This window comes from Novosphingobium sp. Gsoil 351, assembly GCF_009707465.1.
GTDB lineage: Bacteria > Pseudomonadota > Alphaproteobacteria > Sphingomonadales > Sphingomonadaceae > Novosphingobium.
Genome location: NZ_CP046120.1, coordinates 48,161 through 73,469 on the forward strand (window position 1 = coordinate 48,161; position 25,309 = coordinate 73,469).

18 protein-coding genes and 2 pseudogenes are annotated in these 25,309 nt (G+C 67.5%); 7 read left to right on the forward strand and 13 right to left on the reverse strand.

What is annotated here, in order from left to right:
- Nucleotides 1–6: 6 nt before the first annotated feature.
- The 6 genes from GKE62_RS00220 to GKE62_RS00245 all read left to right on the forward strand — a co-directional run bounded on the left by GKE62_RS00220 (nt 7) and on the right by GKE62_RS00245 (nt 8,106).
- Nucleotides 7–1,902 carry an XrtA/PEP-CTERM system amidotransferase gene (locus GKE62_RS00220; RefSeq protein ID WP_154690497.1) on the forward strand — a complete coding sequence of 632 codons (1,896 nt, stop codon included), beginning with the start codon at nt 7–9 and terminating at the stop codon, nt 1,900–1,902.
- Between the two features lie 111 nt (nt 1,903–2,013).
- Entirely contained in the window at nt 2,014–3,015 is a 1,002-nt protein-coding gene (locus GKE62_RS00225; RefSeq protein WP_154690498.1) for an HlyD family efflux transporter periplasmic adaptor subunit, read from the forward strand.
- A 19-nt stretch (nt 3,016–3,034) separates the two neighbouring features.
- On the forward strand, nt 3,035–4,786 hold the full coding sequence (locus GKE62_RS00230; RefSeq protein ID WP_154690499.1) for an ATP-binding cassette domain-containing protein: 1,752 nt from the start codon (nt 3,035–3,037) through the stop codon (nt 4,784–4,786).
- On the forward strand, nt 4,783–5,901 hold the full coding sequence (locus GKE62_RS00235; RefSeq protein WP_154690500.1) for an ABC transporter permease: 1,119 nt from the start codon (nt 4,783–4,785) through the stop codon (nt 5,899–5,901). The genes GKE62_RS00230 and GKE62_RS00235 overlap by 4 nt, the downstream gene beginning before the upstream one ends.
- Nucleotides 5,898–7,013: an ABC transporter permease gene (locus GKE62_RS00240; protein ID WP_154690501.1), complete on the forward strand. Its 1,116-nt coding sequence runs from the start codon at nt 5,898–5,900 to the stop codon at nt 7,011–7,013. The genes GKE62_RS00235 and GKE62_RS00240 overlap by 4 nt, the downstream gene beginning before the upstream one ends.
- A 130-nt stretch (nt 7,014–7,143) precedes the next feature.
- A complete protein-coding gene (locus GKE62_RS00245; protein WP_154690502.1) occupies nt 7,144–8,106 on the forward strand; it encodes a crotonase/enoyl-CoA hydratase family protein in 963 nt (320 codons plus the stop codon).
- Between the two features lie 41 nt (nt 8,107–8,147).
- Here GKE62_RS00245 and GKE62_RS00250 read toward each other — a convergent pair whose 3' ends face one another.
- From GKE62_RS00250 to GKE62_RS00310, 13 genes and pseudogenes are all read right to left on the reverse strand, one after another.
- Entirely contained in the window at nt 8,148–8,864 is a 717-nt protein-coding gene (locus tag GKE62_RS00250) for a pirin family protein (RefSeq protein WP_154690503.1), read from the reverse strand.
- 43 nt (nt 8,865–8,907) lie between these two features.
- On the reverse strand, nt 8,908–9,729 hold the full coding sequence (locus tag GKE62_RS00255) for a hypothetical protein (protein WP_154690504.1): 822 nt from the start codon (nt 9,727–9,729) through the stop codon (nt 8,908–8,910).
- A 55-nt stretch (nt 9,730–9,784) separates the two neighbouring features.
- Nucleotides 9,785–11,941, reverse strand: coding sequence for a TonB-dependent receptor (locus GKE62_RS00260; protein WP_195908534.1), 2,157 nt, complete (start codon nt 11,939–11,941; stop codon nt 9,785–9,787).
- Between the two features lie 119 nt (nt 11,942–12,060).
- Nucleotides 12,061–13,182: a cell division protein ZapE gene (gene zapE, locus GKE62_RS00265; protein ID WP_154690506.1), complete on the reverse strand. Its 1,122-nt coding sequence runs from the start codon at nt 13,180–13,182 to the stop codon at nt 12,061–12,063.
- 65 nt (nt 13,183–13,247) lie between these two features.
- Nucleotides 13,248–13,706, reverse strand: coding sequence for a PaaI family thioesterase (locus GKE62_RS00270; RefSeq protein WP_230206828.1), 459 nt, complete (start codon nt 13,704–13,706; stop codon nt 13,248–13,250).
- A gap of 1 nt (nt 13,707) precedes the next feature.
- A complete protein-coding gene (locus tag GKE62_RS00275; protein ID WP_154690507.1) occupies nt 13,708–14,493 on the reverse strand; it encodes a succinate dehydrogenase iron-sulfur subunit in 786 nt (261 codons plus the stop codon).
- A 65-nt stretch (nt 14,494–14,558) separates the two neighbouring features.
- Nucleotides 14,559–15,558, reverse strand: a pseudogene (locus tag GKE62_RS00280) (DUF2891 domain-containing protein).
- Nucleotides 15,555–16,511: a DUF979 domain-containing protein gene (locus tag GKE62_RS00285; RefSeq protein WP_154690508.1), complete on the reverse strand. Its 957-nt coding sequence runs from the start codon at nt 16,509–16,511 to the stop codon at nt 15,555–15,557. The pseudogene GKE62_RS00280 and the gene GKE62_RS00285 overlap by 4 nt, the downstream one beginning before the upstream one ends.
- Entirely contained in the window at nt 16,508–17,161 is a 654-nt protein-coding gene (locus tag GKE62_RS00290; protein ID WP_154690509.1) for a DUF969 domain-containing protein, read from the reverse strand. The genes GKE62_RS00285 and GKE62_RS00290 overlap by 4 nt, the downstream gene beginning before the upstream one ends.
- Nucleotides 17,158–20,700: a hydantoinase B/oxoprolinase family protein gene (locus GKE62_RS00295; protein WP_154690510.1), complete on the reverse strand. Its 3,543-nt coding sequence runs from the start codon at nt 20,698–20,700 to the stop codon at nt 17,158–17,160. The genes GKE62_RS00290 and GKE62_RS00295 overlap by 4 nt, the downstream gene beginning before the upstream one ends.
- 4 nt (nt 20,701–20,704) lie before the next feature.
- Entirely contained in the window at nt 20,705–21,262 is a 558-nt protein-coding gene (locus tag GKE62_RS00300; RefSeq protein ID WP_154690511.1) for a histidine phosphatase family protein, read from the reverse strand.
- Nucleotides 21,259–23,969, reverse strand: a pseudogene (locus GKE62_RS00305) (ATP-dependent DNA helicase). The gene GKE62_RS00300 and the pseudogene GKE62_RS00305 overlap by 4 nt, the downstream one beginning before the upstream one ends.
- An 84-nt stretch (nt 23,970–24,053) precedes the next feature.
- The gene (locus GKE62_RS00310; protein ID WP_154690512.1) at nt 24,054–24,509 is read right to left on the reverse strand and encodes a hypothetical protein; all 456 of its coding nucleotides are present in this window, start codon (nt 24,507–24,509) and stop codon (nt 24,054–24,056) included.
- A gap of 370 nt (nt 24,510–24,879) precedes the next feature.
- Here GKE62_RS00310 and GKE62_RS00315 point away from each other — a divergent pair, with 370 nt between their 5' ends.
- Nucleotides 24,880–25,185: a hypothetical protein gene (locus GKE62_RS00315; protein WP_230206829.1), complete on the forward strand. Its 306-nt coding sequence runs from the start codon at nt 24,880–24,882 to the stop codon at nt 25,183–25,185.
- Nucleotides 25,186–25,309 lie beyond the last annotated feature (124 nt).

A 25,309-nucleotide genomic window follows, 5' to 3' on the forward strand; every position in this document is an offset into this window, starting at 1 on the left:
CGGGGCATGTGCGGGATCGCGGGTATCTTCCATTGGGCGACGCCCAAGCCGGTCGATCCCCTGCGGGTCGAACGGATGTGCGACGCGCTGGCGCACCGCGGTCCCGATGGTTCGGGGGTTTGGACCGCGCCTGGAATCGCGCTCGGCCACCGTCGCCTGGCGATCATCGACCTGGCCGGATCGCCCCAGCCGATGGCCTCCGCCGATGGCCGGGCGATGCTAATCTTCAACGGCGAGATCTACAATTATCGTGAGCTGCGCCGCGAACTGGCGGCGCTGGGGACGAAATTCGCCACCGGGGGTGACAGCGAGACGATCCTGGCGGCGTGGCAGCAGTGGGGGCTAGACTGCCTGCCGCGCCTGCACGGCATGTTCGCCTTCGCGCTCTACGATCTGCCCAGCCGCCGGCTGTTGCTCGCGCGCGATCGGTTGGGCGTGAAGCCCTTGTTCACCGCGCGATTGAGCGACGGCAGCCTGGCCTTCGCCTCCGAGCTCAAGGGCCTTCTCGCCCACCCGCTGCTGCGCCGCGAGATCGATCCGCTGGCGGTCGAGGACTACTTGACGTGGGGCTACGTTCCCGACCACCGTGCGATCCTGGCGGGGGTTGAGAAGCTGCCCGCGGGGCACTATCGCATGCTTGAAGCCGGGCGCGACCCCGCACCGCCGCTGTCATGGTGGGACGTGAGCTTCGCCGGACGGACCACGGGCTCGACCGCCGATCTGAGTGCGCGGCTGCTCCACCACTTGCGCGACGCGGTGACCTCGCGGATGACCGCGGACGTGCCGCTGGGCGCGTTTCTATCAGGCGGGGTGGACAGCTCGAGCGTGGTCGCGCTGATGGCGGAAAGCTCGCCCGATCCGGTGACGACGTGCAGTATCGGCTTCGACGTCTCGGGTTACGACGAGAGCGCCTATGCGCGGATGGTCGCGGAAAAGTTCGCTACCCGGCATCACGAACGTCTCGTTTCACCCGACGATTTCGCGGCGATCGACCGGCTTGCCGGGATTTTCGACGAGCCGTTCGCCGATGCCTCGGCGCTGCCGACCTTGCGGGTCTGCGCTCTGGCCCGCGAGCACGTGACCGTGGCGCTTTCGGGCGACGGCGCGGACGAGGCGCTCGCCGGATACCGTCGGCAGGCGTTTCAGCTTCGCGAGGATCGGGTGCGCGCACTGCTCCCCGCGGGGCTGCGGGCGCCGCTCTTCGGCACCGCCAGTCGGCTCTATCCCAAAGCCGACTGGGCGCCGCGACCGCTACGCGCCAGGGCCACCCTGCAATCGCTCGGCAGCACGAGCGAGGCGGGGTACGCCCGCGCGCTGGCGATCTGCGGCCCGGAGTTGCGCGACGGCCTCTATTCCGACGCTTTCCGCAAGCTGCGCGGCGGGTACCGCGCCGAGCAGCCGTTCGAAGCGCTGATGCGCGGCGCGCCGGCCCGCACCGGGCTCGACCGCGCGCAATACGCCGATCTCAAGTTCTGGCTGCCCGGCGACATTCTGACCAAAGTCGACCGCACCAGCATGGCGGTCAGCCTTGAGGCGCGCGAGCCGCTGCTCGACCACCGCCTGGTCGAGTTCGCCGCGACCCTGCCCGAGGCGATGCGGATTCGGGGCGGCCAGGGCAAATGGCTGATGAAGCAGACCATGCGCCGCCATCTGCCCGACGCGGTGCTGTTCCGCCCGAAGATGGGCTTCGTCACCCCGATCGCAGCGTGGCTGCGCGGGCCGCTGGCTGGCGAGGCGCGGGGGGTGGCGAGCAGTGGCGCCTTGGCCCGGACCGGGTGGTTCGATGCGGATCGCCTGAAATCGCTCGCCGAAGCGCATATCGCCGGTCGCAGCGATCACAGCCGCTTGATCTGGCAACTGCTGATGCTCGAACGCGCGCTCGCGCGGCTTGGAACCGCTTGATCCGATTGCGCACGATTGCGGATTCCCTTCGCCATCGCCTTGGGTTAGCCTAGGCCCCGGGGGCGGTGCGACGATACCGCGAGGGGAAGGTTTGGTTGATGAGGGTTCGGGATGGCCACGCCTAAAGCGCGGCTGGCGATCGTGCTGGCGGTCCTGGCGGTGCTGGTATTCTTCGGTGGCCGTGCCGCCGGGTGGTGGGGCGGCTCCGGCGAAACCGCCACCAAGATATACGGCAATGTCGAGGTGCGCGAAGTCGAGCTTGGCTTTCGGGTGGGCGGACGCATCGCCGAGGTGATGGTCGACGAGGGTGACAAGGTCGTCCCCGGCCAGACACTCGCGCGGCTCGACACCCAGCCAATCCTCGATCGCCTGGCCGGAGCCGACGCCAAGGTCGCCGCCGCCTCGGCGATGGTCAGCAAGGATGCCGCGGGCAACCGGCCGCAGGAAGTCCGCCAGGCGCAATCTGCGGTGGTCGATGCCGAAGCGCGGCTGAGCGAAGCCCGCCGCCTCAACCAGCGCCGCCGGGCGCTGAGCGAGCGCGGGTTCATCGCCAAGGCCGAACTGCAGGACAGCCAGTCCGCGGTCGCCGCAGCATCGGCGCGCGTCGAGGCCGCGCGCGCCGCGCTGTCCCTGGCGCAAGAAGGCACCCGCTCCGAAGACCGTATCGCGACCCGCGCCGATGCCGCGCAGATGGCCGCCGAGCGCCGCTCGATCCAGACCGACCTGTCCGATGCGGTGCTCAAGGCGCCAAGCGCCGGGCAGGTGCTGACGCGGGTGCGCGAGGCGGGAGCGATCGTCCAGCCGGGCGAGATCGTCTACACCGTCGCGCTGACCCAGCCGGTGCGAGTCCGCGCCTATGTCGCCGAACCCATCTTGCCCCAGGTCCGGCCCGGGATGCGGGTCACGGTGCACGTCGATGGCCGCGCCAAGGGGTGGCCGGCGACGATCGGCTATATCTCGCCGGTCGCCGAGTTCACCCCGCGCACCGTCCAGACCGAGGATCAGCGCGCCGATCTCGTCTATCGCCTGCGCCTGATCGTGGACGATCCGAAGAACGAACTTCGCCAGGGCCAGCCGGTGACGGTGACGCTGCCTTCCGCGACGGGCGGCTGACCCCGGGGACGGGGCCAGGATGGCCGACGCTGCCCTCCTCCAGCTCGACGGCGTGGCCAAGCGCTTCGCCTCGCCCGGCCGCGGCGCGCCCGCGATCGACGCCCTGCGGGGCGTCAGCCTGACGCTCCAGCCGGGGCGGATCATGGGGCTGATCGGACCCGATGCGGCGGGCAAGACGACCTTGCTGCGGATCTGTGCCGGGCTGATCGTGCCTGACGCGGGCGAGGTGTTCGTGTTCGGCGACCCGGTGGCGCGACTGGATCGCGCGCGGATAGGCTACATGCCGCAGTCGGGCGCGCTTTATGGCGAGCTGTCGGTCATGCAGAACCTGACACTCTACGCCAAGCTGCGCGGCCTTTCGCACGAGTTGTGGGACGAGCGGATCGCGCATCTGCTGGACGTGACGGGGCTGGCCCCGTTCACCCGCCGCGCCGCCGGGCGCCTTTCGGGCGGGATGCGCCAGAAGCTGGCGATGGCCTGTGCGGTCGCGGCCGCGCCGCCGCTGATCCTCCTCGATGAGCCGTCGGTCGGGGTCGATCCGCTCTCTCGCCGCGAAATCTGGCAACTGGCGCGCGATTTGGCGGGTCCGCAAACCGGGATCGTCTGGGCGACCAGCGTCCTCGACGATGCCGACCAGTGTGACGAAGTTCTGGTGCTCCACGAAGGCCGCCGCCTGTTCTTCGGGCCGCCCGGCGGGCTCGCCGAGTTCGCCGCGGGTCGTGTCTGGAGCACGCCGGTGCCCCCGATGGTGCGACGCCAGGTGTTGCGCGCCGCGCTCGAGCAGCCCACCACCATCGCCGGGCGGATCGATGGGGGCGAAGTCAGGCTGACCCTGCGTTCGGCCGCGGACCAGCCGCCCGCGCCGGGCTCCGGGGCGGGCAGCGCCTGGCGTGAGCGCCGCCCGCGGGTCGACGACGGGTTCGCCTGGCTGCTCGACGATGCCAGCGTTCTGAAGCCCAGCGCGGTTGCGGCGGCGTTTGCGCAGATCGAACCCGATCCTGCCGCGCCGCCGGCGATCGAGGCGGTCGGGCTGGGCAAGCGCTTTGGCGATTTCGTCGCGGTCCACAACGTGAGTTTTGCGGTCGCGCCGGGCGAGGTATTCGGGCTGCTCGGACCCAACGGCGCGGGCAAATCGACCACCTTCCGGATGTTGTGCGGGCTGGCCAAACCAAGCGCCGGGCATGGCCGGGTCGCGGGTCACGACCTGACCGGCGCCTCCGCCGAGGTCCGCCAGGCGCTCGGTTACATGCCGCAGAGGTTCTCGCTCTATGGCGACTTGTCGGTTGCGGCCAATCTGCGCTTCGTCGCCGGAGCCTATGGGCTGGCGGGGGCCGCGGCGCGCGAGGCTATCGACGGCGCGGTGGACAACCTCGCGCTCGGAGCGTTCTGGAAGCTTGCCGCCGGAAACTTGCCGCTGGGGGTCAAGCAGCGCCTCGCGCTCGCCGCCGCGGTGATGCACGGACCGCGGGTGCTGTTTCTCGACGAGCCGACTTCGGGTGTCGATCCACTCGTCCGCCGCGAGTTCTGGCATCACATCACCGCCATCGCCGATCGCGGGGTGGCGGTGCTGGTGACGACCCACTTCATGGACGAGGCCGAGTTGTGCGACCGGCTGCTGCTGATCAGCCAGGCCGAAGCGATCGCCCAGGGCACGCCCGAGGAGCTCAAGCAGCAGGCGCTAGCGGTCCGCACCGCCGGGGCGACGCTGGAGGACGCGTTCATCGCGTTGATCGCCGCGCAGCGCGAGCGCGGCGGGGCGGTGGCGGCATGAGCCCGCGCGGCGCCACCGCGGCGGTCATGGCCAAGGAATGGGCGCAGATCTGGCGCGATCCCTCGACCATCGGCCTGGTCCTGGTGTTGCCCCTGCTGCTGATGTTCCTGTTCGGCAGCGCGGTCAGCCTCGATACCCATGCCACCCGCACCGGGCTGGTCGATCGCGACCGGTCCGCGGCCTCGCGCGATCTGGTCGCGGCGTTTTCGCGCAATCCCTATTTCGCCGTTCGGGAAGCCCCCGAGGTGGAGCCGCTGGCGCGCGCGATGCTCGCCGACGAAGTGCGCGGGATCGTGGTCATCCCCGAGGGTTTCGGCAAGGGGCTGGCCGATGGCCACCCGCGCGACGTGCAGGTGCTGACCGACGGCGCCCAGCCCAATACCGCGGCGTTTCTCGCCGGTCATGCCCAGGGCCTGCTCGCCACCTGGAGCGCGGCGCGCATGGGCGAGCGCGGGGGTGCGGCGAAACAGGTGATCCAGATCAACCCGCGCTATCGCTACAACCCGGGGCTGCGCAGCCGCTACACGTTGGTGCCCGGCGCGATCGCGATCGTCATGGCGATGATCGGAACGACGCTGACCGCGCTGATCGTCGCGCGCGAGTATGAGCGCGGGACGATGGAGGGGCTGCTCGCCAGCCCGATGCCGGTGCCGCTGCTGGTCGCGGCAAAACTCTTTCCGTATTTCGTGCTCGGCCTCACCGCCACCGCGGTGTGCGTCGGGGTCGCCATCGTCACCTACGACCTGCCGTTCATGGGCACGTTCCCCGCGCTGTTCCTCATTTCCAGCGCGTTCCTGTCGGCGGTGCTGGGGCAGGGGCTGCTGATCTCGGCGGGAACGCGCAACCAGTTCGTTTCGGCCCAGTTCGCGCTGCTCTCGGGCTTCCTGCCCTCGTTGCTGCTTTCGGGGTTCCTGTTCGAGATCGATTCGATGCCGCAGCCGATCCAGTACCTGACCCTGATCGTACCCGCGCGCTACCTGATCCCCAGCCTGCAGAGCGTGTTCCTGACGGGCGACATATGGGCGCTGTTCCTGCCGAACGCGGCGATCATGTTCGGGTTCGGGGCGTTTTTCTTCTGGCGGGTGACCAAGGCGATCGGGCGGACGATCGCATGAACCGGCGCTTCACCCGGCTCGCCGCGCTGGCGCTCAAGGAACTCAAGGTCGTGCTCCTCGACCGGCGCGCGCGGACCACGCTGGTGATCTCGCCGATAATCCAGCTCGTGCTGTTCGGGTTTGCGACCACGCTCGAGGTCAAGGCGATCGACATCGGCATCGTCGACCGCGATGGCGGGCGAGCCGCGCAGGCAATGGTCGCGGCGCTTGACGGCAGTCCCAACGTGCGCCGGTTGCGCAACTATCCCAGCGAGGCGGCGCTCGACGAGGGCATTGCCCGGCGCCAGGTCATCGCCGGGCTGATCCTGCCGCAACGCCTTTCGGCCGACATCGCCGCGGGGCGCGGCGGCGAGGTGCTGGCGCTGCTCGACGGGCGGAGGACCAATGCCGCGCAGATCGTCGGCGGCTATCTCGGCCACATCGCCCAGCGCGCCGGCTCGGACCTCCGCCCCGTGGTGCGCGGCCCCCCGCAACCGCAAACGGTCACCCGCCATTTCTTCAACCCGAACCTCGACTACCTGTGGTTCACCATGCCCGCGATGATCGCGGTGATCACCGCGGTGCTGGTGCTGTCGGTATCGGGCCAGTCGGTCGCGCGCGAACGCGAGTTCGGCACGTTCGACGAGCTGATGATCCTGCCGCTACGGCCCTACCAGATCCTGCTCGGCAAGATCGCCCCGGCGCTGCTCGTCGGCGTGGTCAACTGCCTGATCTACGCCGCGGCCATTCCGCTGCTTTATGGCGTCCCGCTCACCGGATCGGTGGGGCTGCTGCTGCTGGGCGTCCTCGTCTACACGATGGCGCTGGTCGGGCTGGGGCTGATGATCTCCACCCTGGCGAGCAACCAGCAGCAGGGATTTCTGGGCATGTTCTTCGTCACCGTGCCGATGATCCTGCTGTCGGGCTATGCCAGCCCCGTGGACAACATGCCTGCCTGGCTCCAGCCCCTGGTCGCGGTCAATCCGACCCGGCACATGATCGTGATCAGCGAAGGCGTGTTCCTCAAGGACCTTCCCGCCGATCTCGTTTTGAAACACCTGTTGCCGATGCTCGCCGCCGCCGCGGTGACGTTTACCACGGCATCGACGCTGTTCCGGGCACGTCGCGAATAACGGGTCCGTTTTGGAGCCAATGGGTTTAATCATTGCCAACGACGTCCGATGTGACATACTTTCCATAACGTTAACGCCAACTTGCGGGATCAAGTTGGCGAAATGGACGGTCGCAGCAGGGGGCATGGCAATGGATCGTTTGGTTGCCGATCTGGACAACGAGCGAAGGTTCGCGACCAGCGAAGACACCCAGTCGTTATTCTTCGAGCATGCCGATGCGGATTTCGCGCACGTTTCGCGTCAACGTCTTGCGCTGCCGGAAAAACTGTTCCGTTTGAACGAGCTGGAGGTTCTTTACGAGCCTGCGGACGAGATCCTGTGGACGTTCATGCAGCCAGCAGGACGCCCTAGCTTCACCCCGCCGATGCTCGAGGATTTCGAGGATTGGCAGCGCCTGATCCTTTCGGGTTTCGGCGAGGGGCGCACCCCGCTCAAGTATCTCGTGCTGGGCAGCCGGGCGCCTGGCGTGTTCTGCTTCGGCGGCGACCTCGACTTGTTCAACCGCCTGATCCGCAGTGGCGATCGCGCCGGATTGGTCCGTTATGGATACCGTTGCGTCGAAATCCTCCACCGCAACATCAACGCGCTCGACCTGCCGATCCTGACCATCGGACTGGTCCAGGGCGCCGCACTGGGCGGCGGTTTCGAGGCGCTGCTGTCGTTCGACCATGTCATCGCCGAACGCAGCGCGACGTTCGGCCTGCCCGAAACGATGTTCGGGCTGTTCCCAGGGATGGGCGCGCACGCGATGCTCTACCGCAAACTCGGCTCGGCGGTGGCGGACCGGATAATCCTGTCGAACAAGACCTATTCGGCGCAGGAAATGTACGATCTGGGGATCGTTCACGAAGTGGTCGAGGACGGGGCCGGGATCGCGGCGACGCGGGCGTTCTTCGCCAAGAACGCGCGCCGCCACGCCGGGCTCGTCGGAGCCAAGCGGGCGATGCGTGAAAGCTGCCACGTCTCGCTCGCCGAACTGAAGCGCATCGTCGACCACTGGGCCGAGTCCGCGCTCCAACTCCGCGAGCAGGATCTCAAGCTGATGCAGCGCCTGGCCAGCGCGCAGAGCAGGCTGGTTGCGCGAACAGGTTAAGGCGGCTCCGTCACGGCAGCTCAACTACACCGCATGCCGCTTTAGCGCGCGTCGACCAGCACGATTTCGGCATCCTCCTCGGCGCGAATTTCGAGCCGCTCTTCGCCGGTCACAGCAACCCCGTCGCGCGGCTGAGCGGTCCGGCCGTTGACCGTGATCCTTCCGGTCGGCGCGACCAGATAGAGATGCCGCGCGGGATCGGCGGCGTAATTCAGCGTCTCACCCGCGCTCAGGCGCGCCGCCATCACCCTGGCATCCGCCCGGATCGGCAGCACCTCGCCGGATTCGGAGTCGGGATCGGAGGCTGCATCGCCAGCGGCCAGCGTCACCCACTTGCCCGAACGATCGGCCTGAGGAAACGCACGTTGACCCCAAGACGGCTGTTCGCCGCCCCGGTCGGGCAATATCCAGATCTGAAACAGCGTCGTCTTCTCGCCTTCCAGGTTGTATTCGGCGTGGGTGATTCCGGTCCCGGCGCTCATCACCTGGACGTCGCCCGCGCCGGTGCGACCGGTATTGCCCAAGCTGTCCTGATGGGTGATCGCGCCGGCGCGGACAAAGGTGACGATCTCCATGTCGGCATGGCTGTGGGGCGGAAAGCCGGATTGCGCGGCGATGGTATCGTCGTTCCACACCCGGATCGCGCCCCATCCCATCCGGGACGGATCGTGATAGCCGGAAAAGCTGAAGTGATGGCGCGCGTCGAGCCAGCCGTGGTCGGCGTGGCCGAGACCGGCAAACGGTCGGATGTCGATCATGGGGGAAATCCACCTCGGCGGGGTGTTGCCGCCGGAATAGCGCTTAGATGGGGTCGGGCTCGGATGCTGCAAGGGCCTCGCCAGGGTGCGAGCCAGCGCGTTGGGGCAGCAGCAGGATCAGGAGGATGATCGCCCCCGCCAACGCCGCGGTTGCGACCGGCCGGCTTAGACCGAGTCCGCCCTTGGCCAGCGGCTTGTCGAGAAAGTCGCCGACCGTGGCGCCGAGCGGGCGAGTGAGGATGAAGGCCGCCCAGAACAGGAACACACGCGAGACACCGGTCCAGAAATACAGGCCGGCGAGCACGGCCAGCGCGGCGCCAAAGACGAGCGCGCCGCCAGAGTAGCCTGCCCCGGCATCTGCCACCCAGTCACCCAGGGCGGTGCCCAACGTCTGCGAGAAGGTGATAGTGACCCAGTAGAAGGTCTCGGCCCTGGGCGAGGCAACGCGCTCGACCGCGATCGTACCCAGTGAGCGGTGCCACGAGAACAGCGAAACCAACACCATTGTGAACAGCAGCAGCGAACCGCCTGGATATCCGATGCCCAACGACCGCGTGCAGAAATCAGCCAGCGTGGTGCCCGCGGTGGTCGAGGCGATGATCGTCGCCCAGTAGAGCCACGGAATGAAGCGCCGCGCGCGGACCTGCAGCCATACCAACGCGACCAGCAGCACGCCGAAGATCGCCGTGCCGACAAGATAGCCATTGAGCCCGAACGCTCCCGCGTCGGGCGTTGTCTCGCCCAGCCACGACATCGAAACGCTATCGCCCCCTGTCTCACCCAAAGTCGTCGCGAGAATCTTGATGATCCAGAATCCCAGCGTGACCGCGGGGAGTTTGGATAGTGTCTCGGCCGTTCGATTCATCGCCTGCTCCCGGCCTGTTCCGGACAACGACTCCAACACCTTGGAAACTCCCCAGTTAGAATGACTTGCGCACGCCTGCGAACACCGCGCGTCGGGGACCGTATTCGGGCTGGCCCGCGCCCACGCCCGATCCGTCATGGATCAGATAATGCTTGTCGAACAGGTTGGTGACGTCGAGCCGGACGGACCAGTTCTTGTCCTCCCCCCCGCCGCCGATCACCTGCATGATCCCTGCGTTGACCTGGACGTAGCCCTTCTGGGTTCCGCCGTTGGGCACGATTCCCGCCGGGTCCGCGGCGCGAAGCCCGCTACCGTAAATGAAATCGATGCTTGGTTGGAGCTTGCCCAAACCGTCATGGAGCGTCAGCGCGCCGCCACCCGAGGCGGTCCATTTTTGCGAATGGTCGGTGAATATGTAATGCCGGTCGATGTAGGCCAATTCGTCGGGCTCGAAGAAGAACTGGTTCGAGACCACACGCCGCGCCTTCTGCTGGCCTCGCGCGACGTTCACATAGGCTTCGACCGGACCGTGCTCGTAATTAGCGCTGAATTCGACTCCCCAGCCTTTCGCCTTGTCGTAATTGAACGGAGACTGGATCAGCGTGGACCCGAAGTGCTCCTCGTCGAGGAGGTTGCGCGCCAACTTGTAATAGGCATCCAACCCCAAAGTCAGGCGTCCCCCGATGACCTGCTGGACGCCGATGTCGAAGCTGTGCTGGCGCTCGGCCCGGACCGGATCGGCGGTCAGCGTCGGGGCCGCGCCGGTGGTTCCGGCAAACGCGGCGAGCGTGCCGCCGGTAATCAGTTCCTGCGGGGGCGGGGTGAAGTTACGCGCATATCCCGCGTGAAGCGTGAACCCGTCAACGGGATGGAACACGATGCTGGCGCGCGGGCTCCACTGGTGCTCGCGGACGATACCGTCGAACAGATCGTAGCGCAGGCCGTAGTTGATCGTCAGCGCGTCGGACAGCTTCCACTCGTCCTGCAAATAGGCGCTGTACGTGTTCCCCAGCGCGCGCTGGAGGACGGGAATCGTGATCGGCACGTCGCTCGCCTGGCTGCCTGAAGGGTCAAGCGCGAACACGCGATTGAGGCTGTCGGTGCGGGTCTTGTCGTGCTGCCAGAACCCGCCGAAGCGGACAGTGTGGCCGTCCCATCCTTTCCAGGCGGAATCGGCCTGGACACCGTAGGCGGTGCTTGCCTGGGTCAGTTCGGTATCGACCCCGTTGAACAGCAACTGGCCGTCATCCGGATCGGGCGTGTAGTGGGCACGGGCGTAGCGCACGAACGGCGCCACCTGGAAATCGATCGTCTCGCCCGAGAACTGGTAGGCAAGCACGCCGAAGTGGGTCTGCTGTTTTTGGTTCTGGTCGAGTTCGGCCGAATCGAAGGTCGTGCGGCCATTGAAGGCGAAGGTGGGTGTGAGGCCCGGTGTGTTCGGGATCTGGAAGTCGCCGACCGAAGTACCCCCGAACGCGCTTATCCGGCTGTGATCGTCGAGAACGTCCGAAAGGTAGGCGAAGCCGCGATATTGTTTGGTGCGATCATGGATCGCCTTGCGCGAAGCTGTCGGGTTGCTGATCCCCTGATCGTTGGTCAAGTAGCTTCCAGAGACGAAGTAATTGAACCTTCCAACCCCGTCGCGCAGCGTGAAGCTGGGCTGAAGGGTGTTGTTGCCCCCACCGTAAAGCCCCAAGTCGCCGTCGAAATCGAACCCTTGGGCGCGAGTCTTGAGGCTGACGATGCCCGCTGTGCGAAGTCCGTATTGCGCGGGCAGAGCGCCGGTGATGACCTCGATCGATTCAGCGACCCGCGGATCGACCGGCGCGCCGAACCCGGCGAAACTGTTGGGGACGGTAATCCCGTCTAGCCGATACTGGACGTTGCCGTGCTCGTTGCGGATGTGGATATCGCCGTCACCGTCGGAATCCTGGGCGATTCCGGGCGTCTGGAGCAGCACGCCCTTCATCGCTCGGTCCGCCCCACCGGGCTGGATGTCGAGCGCTTCGCGGTCGAGCGCAGTAACATTGGCGCCCAGCGACGGATCGATCGCATCGCGCGCCAGATCGAGCCGCCTGGCGGTGACCACGATGGCGTTCCCGCGGGCATCCTCGCCAGCGTCGGGAGCGCCAGCTGGCGGCGCTTCCTGGGCCGCGGCGAGAGAGGGCAGGGCGAGCGAAATCGCCGAGGAGGCGAGAAGGAGAAAGCGCAAAATGAGTTCACCTGTCGGGAGATGAGGCGACTCGCTAGTCGTAATGATACAACATATCAAGAGTGCAGCGGCGAGATGACCGAAGCGTAATGTTGGCGGTTACCGACGAGAGGCGAAACTCATGCTTCGCCATGCCCCAGCGCGAGATATTCGGCGCTCTGCATCTCCATCAGGCGGCTGATCGTGCGGTCGAATTCGAAGCGGCCATCACCCTTGGCATAGAGTTCGCCCGGCTCGGCATCGGCGCTGGCGATCAACTTGACCTTGTGCTCGTAGAGCGCGTCGATCAGCGTCACGAAGCGCGCCGCCTCGTTGCGCTGGTCGGCGCCGAGCCGCGGAATGCCGACTAGGATCACGGTGTGATAGTGGCGGGCTATGGCGAGGTAGTCCGCTGCACCACGCGCCTCGCCGCACAGCCGCCTGAAGCTGAAAACCGCCACGCCCTTCAGGCTCTTGGGCACATGCAGCAACCGGCCCCCAGAACCGTTCGCGCCCAAATCGAGATCGGCGGTGGGGACGTGTTTGGAATCCTCGAGCGGATAGTCGGTCAGGCGGAAGAAGATGTCGCGCGTCGCCGCGGTCGCTTCGGGCCCGTTGGGCACGTACCAGGTGTCCGCCCCGCCGAGCCGTTCGAGCCGGTAGTCGACCGGGCCGTTCAACGGCAGCACGTCGAGCTTGCGCTCGATCAGCGCGATGAACGGCAGGAAGTGCTCGCGGTTGAGGCCGTCCTTGTAGAGGTCCGCCGGGGCTCGATTGCTCGTGGTCACGATCGTCACGCCATGGGTTTCGATCAGCGCGGTGAACAGGCGGCTCATGATCATCGCGTCGGCGGAATTGTTGACCACCATCTCGTCGAAGCACAGGCAGCGCACGCCTTGCGCGATCGCCGCGGCGACGGGCGGAATGGGATCTCCGGTCTCGGTCTTGCGTGCGTCGCGGAGCCGGGCGTGGACCTCGATCATGAATTCATGGAAGTGAACCCGGCGCTTTTCGGCAATGGCCAGGCGATCGTGGAACAAGTCCATCAGCATCGATTTGCCGCGGCCGACCCCGCCCCACAGGTAGATGCCGCGTGGCGAAGGCGGCGCTTTTCCCAGCAGGCGGGTCAACAGGCCGGGCTTGGCCTGCGCGACCAGTTGCGCGCGCAAGGCGGCGAAACGGCGTGCGGCGGCGGCTTGCTCTGGATCGGGCTTCAACTCGCCTGCGGCGACCAGCGCATCGTAGGCGGACAGGACGCTCATGGCGCTGGGTCTCCACTATCCCTCGACTTCGCTCGGGATGAGTGGGGCAGAGAGAGGATGCACACCTACCGCGCCGTCGGCTTGCGGATCGTGCCCGAGAACGCCGCGATCAGCGCGCCCTGCTGCTCGACGATCCCGCGCAGGAACACAAGACGCCGGGTTTCCTTCAGCACTTCGGTCACCGCGTCGCACGGCCAGTCCGCCTTGCCGCCAGCGATGAACTGCGTGTTGAGATCGAGCGTCACCGCGGTCCCCGCCTCGACGATCCCCAGCATCCGTGAACACGCGAACAGCCCGACGTCGATCAGCGAGAGCACTGTGCCGCCGTGAAGCACGTTTTGCAGGTTGGTGTGGTGGTGCTCGGGAAACATCCGCAGCCGCGCCTTGCCGTCCGCGTCGCGCCTGACCAACAGCTTGCGGAACATCCAGGTGTTGAAGCGGGTCTCGTCGATCAGTTGCCAGGTGAACCAGCCGGGATTGTCCGGATCTGGGTAGCTTTCGAACCCTGCCGCCTTGTCGCTCACCTCAGGCCAGCCGCTCCGCGGTCAGCTTCTTGATCTCGGCGATGGCCTTGGCCGGGCTCAAGCCCTTGGGGCAGACGTTGGCGCAGTTCATGATCGTGTGGCAGCGATAGAGCCGGAACGGGTCTTCCAGCTCGTCGAGCCGCTCGCCGGTCATCTCGTCGCGGCTGTCGGCGAGCCAGCGGTAGGCCTGGAGCAGGATCGCAGGGCCCAGGAACTTGTCGCTGTTCCACCAGTAGCTGGGGCAAGACGTGCTGCAGCAGGCGCACAGGATGCACTCGTACAACCCGTCGAGTTTCTCGCGCTGCGCCGGGGTTTGCAGCCGCTCCTTGCCCGAAGGCGTGGTGCTGACCGTTTGCAGCCACGGACGGATCGAGGCATACTGGGCGTAGAAGTGGGTGAAATCGGGGACCAGGTCCTTGATGACGTCCATGTGCGGCAGCGGGGTGATCCGGATGTCGCCCTTCAAGTCCTCGATCGCGGTGGTGCAGGCGAGGCCGTTACGGCCGTTCATGTTCATCGAGCACGATCCGCAAATCCCCTCGCGACACGAGCGGCGGAAGGTCAGCGTCGGGTCCTGTTCGGACTTCATCTTGATCAGCGCGTCGAGCACCATCGGCCCGCAGGTGCCCAGATCGACCTCGAACGTATCATAACGCGGGTTCTCGCCGCTGTCGGGATCGTAGCGATAGACGGTGAACTTCTTCACCTTGCCGACGGCGCCATCCGCCTTGAACTGCCGGGCCTTGCCGGTGATCCGGCTGTTCTTGGGAAGAACGAATTGCGCCATGCCGAAAGCCCCCGCGTCGCGTGTCGAATTTCGACCTTAGCGAATGTGCGTGCCGGGGCAAGCGCCTAGGACGCCAGCAGAGCGAGCAGCGCGAAGCTCGCCAGCCAGTGCTCGCCGGCATAGTCGGCGGCGAGGTGCGGCAGGGCGGATTCGAGGTGGCGTGTGGCCGCGTTCTCGGCGTTCGCACGGGCTTTCCCGTCGAGATGCGGAGACAGTTCGCGCCAGCACCAGGCACGTGAAAGGTTGAGACCGTCGAGGTGGGCGATCTTGCCGTCGCTACGGTCGCTGACCGTGGCGGGGGCGAACAGCGTGGCGGGTTCAGCGCGGTCGATCCGGGGGAGGAAAGCGGCGAGCCAGGAGGCTACCGCCCGCGGGGGGCAGACAGCGGGCCATGCACAGCGCCTCGGCCAGCGCGGAGGACAGGAACTCGTCGCCGCCAGGCTCCCATGCCTGGCAATCGTGGTCGGCGGCGTACCAGTGCGCGGCGCGTTCGCGCAGCGCCGCCGCGAGCGGCTTGTCGTATGTCTCGGCCCACGGGAGCGCCAAAGCGACGGCGAAGCTGGTGTTGGCGTGCGTGCCGGTGCGAATCGGATAGGTCAGGACGTCCAGATAGCGCCGAAACCGCGCGGCGATGGCGCGGGCGAGAGGTTCGAGCCGCTCTCCCCACGGCTCGCAATGCCGGGTCGCTTCGAGATGAAGCTGGAGCAGCCAGGCCCAACCATAGGGCCGCTCGAACCCGCCCGCGGACGAGCGATCGAGGTAGGCCAGCTCGCCTGCGAGCTTTTCCGTCGTAAACGTTGTCGCGGCGAGCGCGGCGATCTCCGCCGCCTCGGGTAGGTCCGGAAACAGCCGCCGCAGCGTCAGCAGCGTCCACCAGCCGTGGACGCAACTGTGCCAGTCGAAGCTGCCGAAGAACACCGGATGCTGCTGGCGCGGGAAGGTCGCATCGGCATCGCTCTCCCACACGTGGTCTAGCTTGTGCGGATACGCACGGGTCACGTGACCTAGCGGAATCCGCGCGAGGCGGGCGGCGAGACTAGCGTCCAGGGTTGGGTGTGGCGTCATCCCAAGCCCGCGAACGCATAGAGAATCGTGATGTTGGCTGCCAGCAACGCCAGCGCGGTGGGGATTTGCGCGCGGATCACTGCATAAGGGTCCTTGAGCTCGAGCAGCGCGGCCGGGACCAGATTGAAGTTCGCGGCCATCGGGGTCATCAGCGTCCCGCAGAACCCGGCCAGCATTCCTACCGCGCCGATCGCGGCAGGATTGCCGCCATGATTCACGATCAGCAGCGGCACCCCGATCGCCGTCGCCATCACCGGAAACGCGGCAAAGGCGTTGCCCATGATCATCGTGAACCCGGCCATGCCCAGTGCGAACACGCCCACGGTCAGCAACACGCTGCCCTCGGGGATGACGCTGCGCACGCCGGCGCCGACGATCTCGCCCACCCCGGCGACGGCGAAGACCGCGCCCAGCGCGGCGAGCAGTTGTGGCAGCACCGCCGCCCACCCGATAGCATCGAGCAGGCGGCGGCCCTCCTCGACGGGAGCGAGCGCGGGTGGACGCAGCCAGGCGACGACGACCGCGAGCGCGAGGATCACGCCCAGGATCAGGAACACGTAAGTCTCGCGCTTGGGCTCGATCCACCCCGACGCCCCGAGCGGTGTGTAAGTCCAGGCGAGGGTTCCGGCGAGCGCGGTGAGCGGGATGACCAGCGCGGGCAGGAACAGCCGGTTGCCGAGGCGCGCTGCCGATGCCTCGCGCGCGGGTTCGCTGGACGTTACGGGTGCGCCCTTGCCGACCAGCCCGAACCCCGCCAGCGCGGCGAGACCCAGCACCACCAGCCCGTTGCCGAGATCGCCGATCCGGTCGCCGCCCAGCAGGCTCAGCGCCATCAGCCCCCAGAACGCGGCGGTGCCGAAGCGCTTGGGGTTGGCGCGGTCGGTGGCAGAGCGCAGCGCGACCGCGGCGAACAGCAGGCCGACGGGGACATAGAGCCAGGCGAGGGTGATCATCGCGGCACGCGCTTCGGGTCGAACCACACCAGCCTTGCGCCGTGGACGAGGAAGGCGGCGAGCGCGCTTGGGATAGCCCACAGCGCGAGTTCGAGCGGAGCAAGCTGATATCCATCGGCGGCCAGCACCTGCTGGATCAGCACGATCGAGCCGATCGCGAAGAAGATGTCCTCACCGAAGAACAGCCCGACGTTGTCGGTCGCCGCGGCCATCGCCTTGATCCTCTCGGCCTGCGCGGGCGCCGGATCGCCTGCCGCGGCGAGCGCCATCGGCGCAACGAGCGGGCGCACGGTTTGCGCGTGGCCCGCGGTCGAATGCAGGCCGACCGCCGCGGTGAGCTGACGATAGGCCAGGTAGAGCAACAGCAGCCGTCCGGTGGTCGCGCTCCTGAACCCGCGGATCAGGTCGGCCGCGCGCTGCTGCAGGCCAAAGCGTTCGAGTAGCCCGATCACCGGCAGCACCACCCAGACAATGGCGATGATCCGGTTGTCGTTGAACGCCTTGCCGAACGCGGCAACGACGTCGACCGGGGTCATCCCGGCGAGCAGCCCGGTGGCAAGGCCTGAGGCGACCACCACCAGCATCGGGTTGAGCCGCAGCGCAAAGCCGAGGACGACGATCGGAATGCCGAGCAGGGGCAGCCAGCTCATCCCGCCACGCCCCACCCGCCGCCACCTGGGGTCTCGATTACGAACACGTCGCCGGCTTTCATGTTGGTCGAGGCGGTCGCGGGCAATCTCTCGCTCGACCCATCGACTCGCTCGACCCAATTCCGGCCCGGCGCGGCGTCGCCTCCGCCACATAGGCCGCGCGGCGGCACCTTCCGGCGATTGGCCAGGATTTGTGCCTGCATCGGCTCGAGAAAGCGCACCCGCCGCACCACCCCGTCGCCGCCCCGGTGCAGCCCGGCGCCGCCCGATCCGCACCTAATGGCGAATTCCTCGATGCGCACGGGCAGCCGGGTCTCGAGCACTTCGGGGTCAGTTAGGCGGCTGTTGGTCATGTGGGTCTGCACCGCGTCGGTCCCGTCATGGTCCGGCCCCGCGCCCGAACCGCCGCAGACCGTCTCGTAATATTGATGCTCGGCGTTGCCGAAGGTGAAATTGTTCATCGTCCCCTGGCTTGGCGCGAGCCGGCCTGTCGCGGCGAACAGCGCGTCGGTGACCACCTGGCTGGTCTCGACATTGCCCGCGACGACCGCGGCAGGCCATGCGGGAGACAGCATCAGGCCATCCCGAAGCACGATTTCGATTGGGCGCAGGCAGCCATCGTTCAGTGGAATCGTGTCGTCGATCAGCGTCCGGACGACATAGAGCGCGGCGGCGCGAACGATCGCACGCGGGGCATTGAAGTTGTCGGTGAGCTGGGCGGAGGTGCCGGTGAAGTCGAATGTGGCGGCGCGCGCCTGCTTGTCGATCCGAATAGAAACAGAGACTTGTGCGCCATTATCCATCGCATAGGTGAACTTGCCATCGTCGAGCCGCCCAAGCAGCCGCCGCACCGACTCGTCGGCGTTGGCGAGGACATGGCGCATATACGCCGCGACCACCTCCCCGCCGTAGTCGCGCGCCACCGAAGTCAACGCCTCGACCCCCCTGGTGCACGCGGCGAGTTGGGCGCGCAGATCGGAAAGGTTGCGGTCAGGACTGCGCGCCGGGTGCGGGCCAGAGGCCAGCAAAGCGCGGATTTCAGCCTCTCGGAAACGGCCTTCATCGACCAGCAGGACATTGTCGATGAGCACGCCCTCGTCATGGATGGAGCGGCTGGCGGGCGGCATCGAGCCAGGGGCGATTCCGCCGATGTCGGCGTGATGCCCACGCGCGGCGACGAAGGCGTCCGGCGTAGCGGATTCATCGTAGAACACCGGGACGATCACCGTGATGTCGGGCAGGTGGGTACCCCCCGCGTAAGGATCGTTGAGGACATAGGCATCGCCGCGCCGGATACCGCGACCGTCGGCATCATTTCCACGAGTTCTAAGAATCGTGCGAATGCTTTCTCCCATCGAGCCGAGGTGTACAGGGATGTGTGGCGCGTTGGCGATCAGCGCGCCTTCGCCGTCGAACAGTGCGCAGGAGAAATCGAGCCGTTCCTTGATGTTGACCGAGGTCGCGGTCGCCCGAAGCGCCTCGCCCATGTCTTCCGCGATCGCCATGAACAGGTTGTTGAAGATCTCCAATTGGACCGGATCGGCGGCGGTGCCGATGGCGTGGGTCCGCTCGAGCGGCGCGGTGCGGGTGAGGACCAGCGTTCCGTCGCCGGCGCGCCGCGCCTGCCAGCCGGGATCGACGACGATGGTCGAGGTGGGCTCGAAAATCAGTGCTGGGCCTGCCAATACCTCCCCGGCATGAGGAAGGGGACCGCCCGAAGCGTGGTGGTGGGGTTCAACAGTGGCGCATGACCCCTCGACCGCTCGCTGCGCAGGCGGTTCCCCTTCCCGTGCCGGGGAGGTACTCGCGGCCTCGACGATAAGCGTATCGACGATAGGTTCCTCCGCCGCCGCATAGCCAAAGCGGCGGCGGTGGAGATCGGTGAAGCGTTCGCTCAGCGTCCCGCTCGGTTCGATCGCCAGCTCGAGCGTGCTGTCGCTGCCTGTCAGCCGCAGCCTGGCGCGGCGATCGATGATGATCTTGGACAGGCCCTGCTCGCGCAAAGCCACGGCCGCAGCCTCTTCGAGCGTTGCCAGCGCCTCGCGGAAATCGTCGCTCAAAGGCCGCAACCAACTACGCTCGCGGATCGCCTTGACCGGCGCCAGGCCGATCCCGTGCGCCGACAGGACGCCCGCCAGCGGATGGATCAGGATTCGCTCGATCCCCAGCGCATCGGCCACCGCGCATGCGTGCTGGCCGCCGGCACCGCCGAAGCAGGCAAGGGTGTAGCGGGTGACGTCATGGCCTCGCGCGATCGAGATCTTTCGGATCGCGTTGGCCATGTTGTCGACCGCGATCCGCAGAAATCCGCGGGCGACGGCTTTGGCGTCCATTCCGCAGGCCGCGGCGATCGCGTCCAGCCGGGCACGCGCGGCGTCCGGGTCGAGCGCGGCGTTGCCGTCCGAGCCGAACACCTGGGGGAAGCGCGCAGGCTCGATCCGCCCCAGGACGACGTTGCAATCGGTCACCGTCAGTGGCCCGCCGCGCCCGTAGCAGGCGGGGCCGGGATCGGCGCCCGCGCTCTCGGGGCCGACCCGAAAGCGCATGCCGTCGAAGCGACAGACCGAACCACCTCCTGCCGCCACGGTGTGGATCTGCATCATCGGGGCGCGCAGGCGGACCCCGGCGACGGTGCTTTCGTCGGCCCGTTCGATCGCGCCGGCATAGTGCGAAACGTCGGTCGAGGTGCCGCCCATGTCGAACCCGATCAGGCGGACGGCCTCGCGCGGAGCGAAGTGCGGCGAGGACGCCGTGATCATCCCGACCACGCCACCCGCCGGTCCCGACAGGACCGCATCTTTTCCTCGAAAAGCAGTGGCTTCGGCGAGGCCGCCGTTGGATTGCATGAAGTGGAGCGAGGTCTCCGGCGCCAGTCCGCCACGGACCCGCTCGACATAGCGCCGCAGCACCGGCGAGAGGTAGGCGTCGACCACGGTGGTGTCGCCGCGCGGGATCAGCTTGATCAGCGGCGCGACCTCGTGGCTGACCGATATTTGCGCGAAGCCGATTTCGCGGGCGATGGCCGCCACCTGCTCTTCATGGTGCGGATAGCGCCAGCCGTGCACCAGAACGACGGCCAGCGCGTCGTAGCCGAAGTTTCGCAGGCGTGTCAGCCGCTCGCGGGTAGACGTCAGGTCGAGAGGTCGGACGAGTGCGCCGTCGGCACCGCGCCGCTCATCGATTTCGACCACCGTTTCATAGAGTTGTTCGGGCAATACGATGTGCCGGGCGAAGATGTCGGGCCGCGCCTGGGTACCGATCCGTAGGGCATCGCCGAAGCCCTGGGTGATCGCCAGCGCGCACTGCTCGCCCTTGCGTTCGAGCAGCGCGTTAGTGGCGACGGTGGTCCCCATCCACACCGCACCGAGCGTGCCGCCGTGCGTGGCGAGGACCCGGGCGATGCCTTCGAGCGCGGCGTCGGCGTATTGGCCCGGCGCTTCGGACAGCAGCTTGAGCACCTGTTCGCCGCCGTCCACGGTACGTGCGACGATATCGGTGAAGGTCCCGCCGCGGTCTATCGCGAAATTCCAGATGGTCAGGGTTTCAGTCCACCAGCTCCGGCCCGAGGCTGGGATCGAGATCGCGCGGACGGGTCATGTGGGTGAAGCGCGCGCCGCCTTCGGCAAGATCGCTCCAGCTCGCGATGTCCATCTCCAACACCGCGAACGTCGCGGTGGGGAACTTGATCTCGACCTCATCGCGCAGCGGGCTGGAGCCGTCGTCGGGGACGAGGTCGAAGATCAGGTCCTCGAGCCCCGGGTTGTGCCCGACCATCAGCACCGCGGCGGGATCGTCCTCGACCCCCTGGAGCAGTTCGAGCAGCGTCGCGGAGCTGGCAAGGTAGATGCGGCGGTCCCATTCTACCGGAAAGCTGCGTCCGAACGCCTTGCTCGCCAGCTCGATAGTTTCGGCCACGCGCACCGCGGGCGAGGCCAGAACGCGATCGAACCGCATGCCCGTTTCCTGGCCGAAATCGCGGATATGCTGACCCATCAGCGTCGCGCCGCGCTCTCCGCGCTCGCTCAGCGGGCGGTCGAAATCGCGCGCCCGCGGGTCGGCCCAGCCGGACTTGGCGTGACGGAAAAGGCCCAAGGTCTTCACGTGGCGCCCTCCGGCTGCGGCGAGACCCGTGAAACACCGGCAGCGACGCTTTGTAAAGCCTCGTCCAGCGTCACCCGGCGGATCGGGGTCGCGGGCGGGAACGCCGCCAGCAAGCGGCTGGGAAACGCCGCGGACAGCACCACGAAATGGCCGCGATCGTCGGCGCGGCGGATCAGGCGGCCAAAGGCCTGGGCGAGCCGGGCGCGGATGATCGCGTCGTCGTAGGCCGAACCGCCGCCAGCCGCGCGGCGGGCGCGGTGGAGGATCGAGGGCTTGGGCCACGGCACCTGCTCCATGATCACCAGCCGTAGCGAGTGGCCTGCAACGTCCACCCCGTCGCGCAAGGCATCGGTGCCAAGCAGGCTCGCCCGCGGATCGTCGCGGAAGATGTCGACGAGCGTGCCGGTGTCGATCGGATCGACGTGCTGGGCGTAGAGCGGCAGGCCGGTGCGGGCGAGGCGGTCCGCGATCCGGCCATAGACCGCGCGCAGCCTGCGGATCGCCGTAAACAACCCGAGAACGCCCCCTCCGGCAGCCTCGATCAGCCGGCCGTAAGCGGCGGCGAGCTGGGGAATGTCGCCCTTGGGCACGTCGGTGACGATCAGCACTTCGGCCTGGGTGGCATAGTCGAACGGGCTTTCGGCCTCGATCCGCCGCGGGTCGACCCCGACGTGCGCCGCGCCGCTGCGCGCGATCGCGGTTTCCCACCCGCCGCCGCCGGTCAGCGTCGCCGAGGTCAGCATCACCCCGTGGGCGGGTTCGAGCACGACCCTGGCGAACGGCTTGCTCGGATCGAGCCAGCGGCGGTGGAGCGCGACGTCGAATTCGCGCCCGTCGCTGCGCTCAACCGCCAGCCAATCGACGAATTCGGGGTCGCCCGGCCCTCCAAGGCGGGCGAGCAACGCGACCCACGCCGCGATCAGGTCGCAGCGCCACGCCAGGCTGCCGCGCGCGCCTTCGATCCGCGCCCGGCCGCTCGCGTCGAGCCAGTCGGGCGGTTCGGCCAGCAGCGCCTCGAGCCGCAGTCCGAGCCGGATCAGCGGGCCGCGCAAGGCCTCCAGCGCGGACTGCGCCTGCCCGGCCAGTTCGACGAACCCGCCCTCGAGCTGCGCGGCTTCGGTCTCCAGCCCATAGCCCGCCTCGTTGCCGCCGCTCTCGTCGCGGGCATAGACCGTCGCCCGCACCGCGCCGAGCAGCGCCTCGATCGGGCCATCGGCGGCGCCCTCGTTGATCCGCGCCAGCCAACCTTCGGACGGCAACGCTTCAGCCGCCTCCTTCGCCTGCTCGATCGCCCGCGCGCCATCGTCGTCATAGCTGGCGAGATCCGCGAGCCGCGCGGCCAGCCCCCGGCGGCGGCCTTTGGAGCGCCCGCCCTCGGGTCCGATCACCCATCGCCGGAGCTCCATCGCTTCGGCCCCGCTGAGCGTGGCGGCGAAGGTGGAGTCCGCGGCGTCGAACACGTGGTGGCCCTCGTCGAACACTACCCGGGTCGGCTTGCTCCCTCCGTCCCGGCCGCGCGCGGCGTTGACCATCACCAGCGCGTGGTTGGCGATCACCAGGTCGGCCTCGGCGCTGGCGCGAACGCTGCGCTCGATGAAGCATTTGCGGTAGTGCGGGCACCCGGCATAGACGCATTCGCCGCGCTGGTCGGTCAGCGCGCGGATGCCGCGCTGGCGAAACAGCGTGCCGAGCCAGCCGGGCAGGTCGCCGCCGATCATGTCGCCGTCGCGGCTGTAGGCGGCCCACCGCGCGACGAGCTGCGCGAGTACCGCCGGGCGCCCGCCGAACCCGCCCTGGAGCGCGTCTTCCAGGTTGAGCAGGCACAAGTAGTTCTCGCGCCCCTTGCGCACCACCACCCGAGGCTTGGCGGTTTCGCCCTGGGGGAAGGCCAGCGCGCTTTCGCGCCGGAGCTGGCGTTGCAGCGCCTTGGTGAAGGTGCTGACCCACACCCCCCTTGCGCCTTTTCGCTCCAAAGCGAGGCGGGGGCGAGGTAGCCGAGCGTCTTGCCGACCCCGGTCCCGGCTTGCGCGAGCAGCACGTTGGGCACCCGGTCGCGACCTCGCGGGGCGAACACGCTCGCGGCGGCGCGGGCGTAGTCGCGCTGACCGGGGCGCTCTTCGGCATCTCGGCCCAGCAGCCGCACGAGCCGCGCCTCGATCTCCTCGCTGCCCAATGTGATCTGCGCGGGTTGAGGGCGCTCGGGGGCTTCCTCCCATTCTGGCAGCCGCGCGAACAGCCAGCGTTCCGCGCGTTCGGGCTTGGCGACGGCTTGGGCGAGCGGACCCGCCCAGGTCCAGCGGAGCCGCGCCAGGGATTGAAGTCCGCTCCAGGCCCCCTCGCGCTCGTCCCAGGCGGGATCGCGGCACACCGCCAGCAGCGCCCCGGCAGCGCGCTGGAGGAAGGCCGGGACCGCGCTGTCGCCGTCGGGCTCGTCCAGACCCAGCGCATGGGCCAGGCCCTTGGCGGTGGGCACCACGAACCGCGCCGGATGGACGAAAGCGAACAGTTCGAGCAGGTCGAGCCCCGAGAGGTCGGGATACCCGAGCCGCGATGCCACCAGCGGCGCGTTGAGCAGCAGCAGCGGAGTATCCGCCGCCGCCATGATCGCCTCGCCCTTAGCCAGCCCGCGCGTGCCCCCGCCTGCGTCGCACAGCCAGGTGCCGCCGTGGCTGGCGTGGAGCGCGGGGAGGGCGAGGGGGTCGCTCACCACCGCTCACTGCCGCTGGGGGAACGAAAAGTAAACATCGCCAGGTCGCCGGGCAGCGGTTTCATCCGCCACCCGGCACCCGGTTCACTTCGTCATCGTCACTTCGGTCCACTGGCCATTGTCGATGAAGGTGCGGTATTTCTCGTACCCCGCCACCGCGGCCTCGCCCTGCTCCTTGGAGAAGCCGGCGCGAACTTCTTTCTCGATCGCCTGGTCGCGCGCCTTGTCGGGCGCAAGCGCGGCCATGCTGGTGTAGTGGACCATGATCAGCACGCTCGGGCTGTTCTTGGCATAGCCGTTGCGGACGACGAACTTGTACGCATCGATCATCCCGCGCTTCTTGAGGATCTCGAAGAACGGAACCTGGCTCTTCTTCAATCCGACGAGGTAGTCGTCGATATGGTTGGGATCGACGTCGATTGCGTTGATGTCCCACACGCCCGACTCAGGGGTGTAATCGACATATTGCTCGGCGCTGGCGGTGGTGGCGACACAAAGCGCGAGCGCGCCCAGCACGCCCGGAACGAGGTTACGGATCATAAGATTTTCCTCCTGTCGCGCCCCTCGCGGAATGAGCGCCTTTCGGCACAAGATGGCAAGGCATTCGTGGTGCTGGTCAGCAGCCGGAGTCGTTCCGCGTCCTTGACTTGCCGGTCATCCCGAGGCCGGGGGCGGCATGACCTTCACCCCGCCGTGATGGCCGCCGCCAACGTCGCCAAGGCCTGGCCGTTCGGCGAGGCGCGCAAGCTGCACAAGCGATTCCACTGGGAAGGCGCTGAGGCTGATGTCCGTTTACGACCCCAAACGCGACATTTCCCAGTTCGTCGACCTTAGGGTATGAGCAATGAGGCTTAGTGTCGCGAGGGGTGCGATGACCAGGTTTCGAGTGGTCCTTACTGTTCTATGGTTGGTGCTGGCGATCTACACTGGTGTGGTGGTGTCCGAGCACGGCCTAAATCTGCTACCGGTCTTCTTCGGGAACATTTCGCAAGCCGCCTGGCCGGGCCAATTCAACCTCGACTTCTTCTGCTTTCTGATCCTGTCGGCGCTCTGGACGGCTTGGCGCAACAGTTACTCGGCAATGGGCCTGCTGCTCGCTCTGCTCGCGTTCTTCGGCGGCGCGGGGTTCTTGCTGCCCTATCTTCTGTATCTCAGCTTACAGACCAAGGGAAACATGCACGCTGCGCTCGTAGGACCACGTCAAGCGCAGCCTTGAACACACGGCTGCTTCCCACCCGGTTGCGGCCCTCAGCGCTCGGATGCGTCGGCGCGAAAGCTTGACTTGTCGGATTTGGTTTGGTCGGGCGTTGGCGATGACACGCCCGACCTTCCGCCGCCTT

What these genes read in the sequence shown, in the direction of transcription:
- GKE62_RS00220 (WP_154690497.1), top strand. Translation starts at nt 7, where the DNA reads ATGTGCGGGATCGCGGGTATCTTCCATTGGGCGACGCCCAAGCCGGTC.
- GKE62_RS00225 (WP_154690498.1), top strand. Translation starts at nt 2,014, where the DNA reads ATGGCCACGCCTAAAGCGCGGCTGGCGATCGTGCTGGCGGTCCTGGCG.
- GKE62_RS00230 (WP_154690499.1), top strand. Translation starts at nt 3,035, where the DNA reads ATGGCCGACGCTGCCCTCCTCCAGCTCGACGGCGTGGCCAAGCGCTTC.
- GKE62_RS00235 (WP_154690500.1), top strand. Translation starts at nt 4,783, where the DNA reads ATGAGCCCGCGCGGCGCCACCGCGGCGGTCATGGCCAAGGAATGGGCG.
- GKE62_RS00240 (WP_154690501.1), top strand. Translation starts at nt 5,898, where the DNA reads ATGAACCGGCGCTTCACCCGGCTCGCCGCGCTGGCGCTCAAGGAACTC.
- GKE62_RS00245 (WP_154690502.1), top strand. Translation starts at nt 7,144, where the DNA reads ATGGATCGTTTGGTTGCCGATCTGGACAACGAGCGAAGGTTCGCGACC.
- GKE62_RS00250 (WP_154690503.1), bottom strand. Translation starts at nt 8,864, where the DNA reads ATGATCGACATCCGACCGTTTGCCGGTCTCGGCCACGCCGACCACGGC.
- GKE62_RS00255 (WP_154690504.1), bottom strand. Translation starts at nt 9,729, where the DNA reads ATGAATCGAACGGCCGAGACACTATCCAAACTCCCCGCGGTCACGCTG.
- zapE (WP_154690506.1), bottom strand. Translation starts at nt 13,182, where the DNA reads ATGAGCGTCCTGTCCGCCTACGATGCGCTGGTCGCCGCAGGCGAGTTG.
- GKE62_RS00275 (WP_154690507.1), bottom strand. Translation starts at nt 14,493, where the DNA reads ATGGCGCAATTCGTTCTTCCCAAGAACAGCCGGATCACCGGCAAGGCC.
- GKE62_RS00285 (WP_154690508.1), bottom strand. Translation starts at nt 16,511, where the DNA reads ATGATCACCCTCGCCTGGCTCTATGTCCCCGTCGGCCTGCTGTTCGCC.
- GKE62_RS00290 (WP_154690509.1), bottom strand. Translation starts at nt 17,161, where the DNA reads ATGAGCTGGCTGCCCCTGCTCGGCATTCCGATCGTCGTCCTCGGCTTT.
- GKE62_RS00310 (WP_154690512.1), bottom strand. Translation starts at nt 24,509, where the DNA reads ATGATCCGTAACCTCGTTCCGGGCGTGCTGGGCGCGCTCGCGCTTTGT.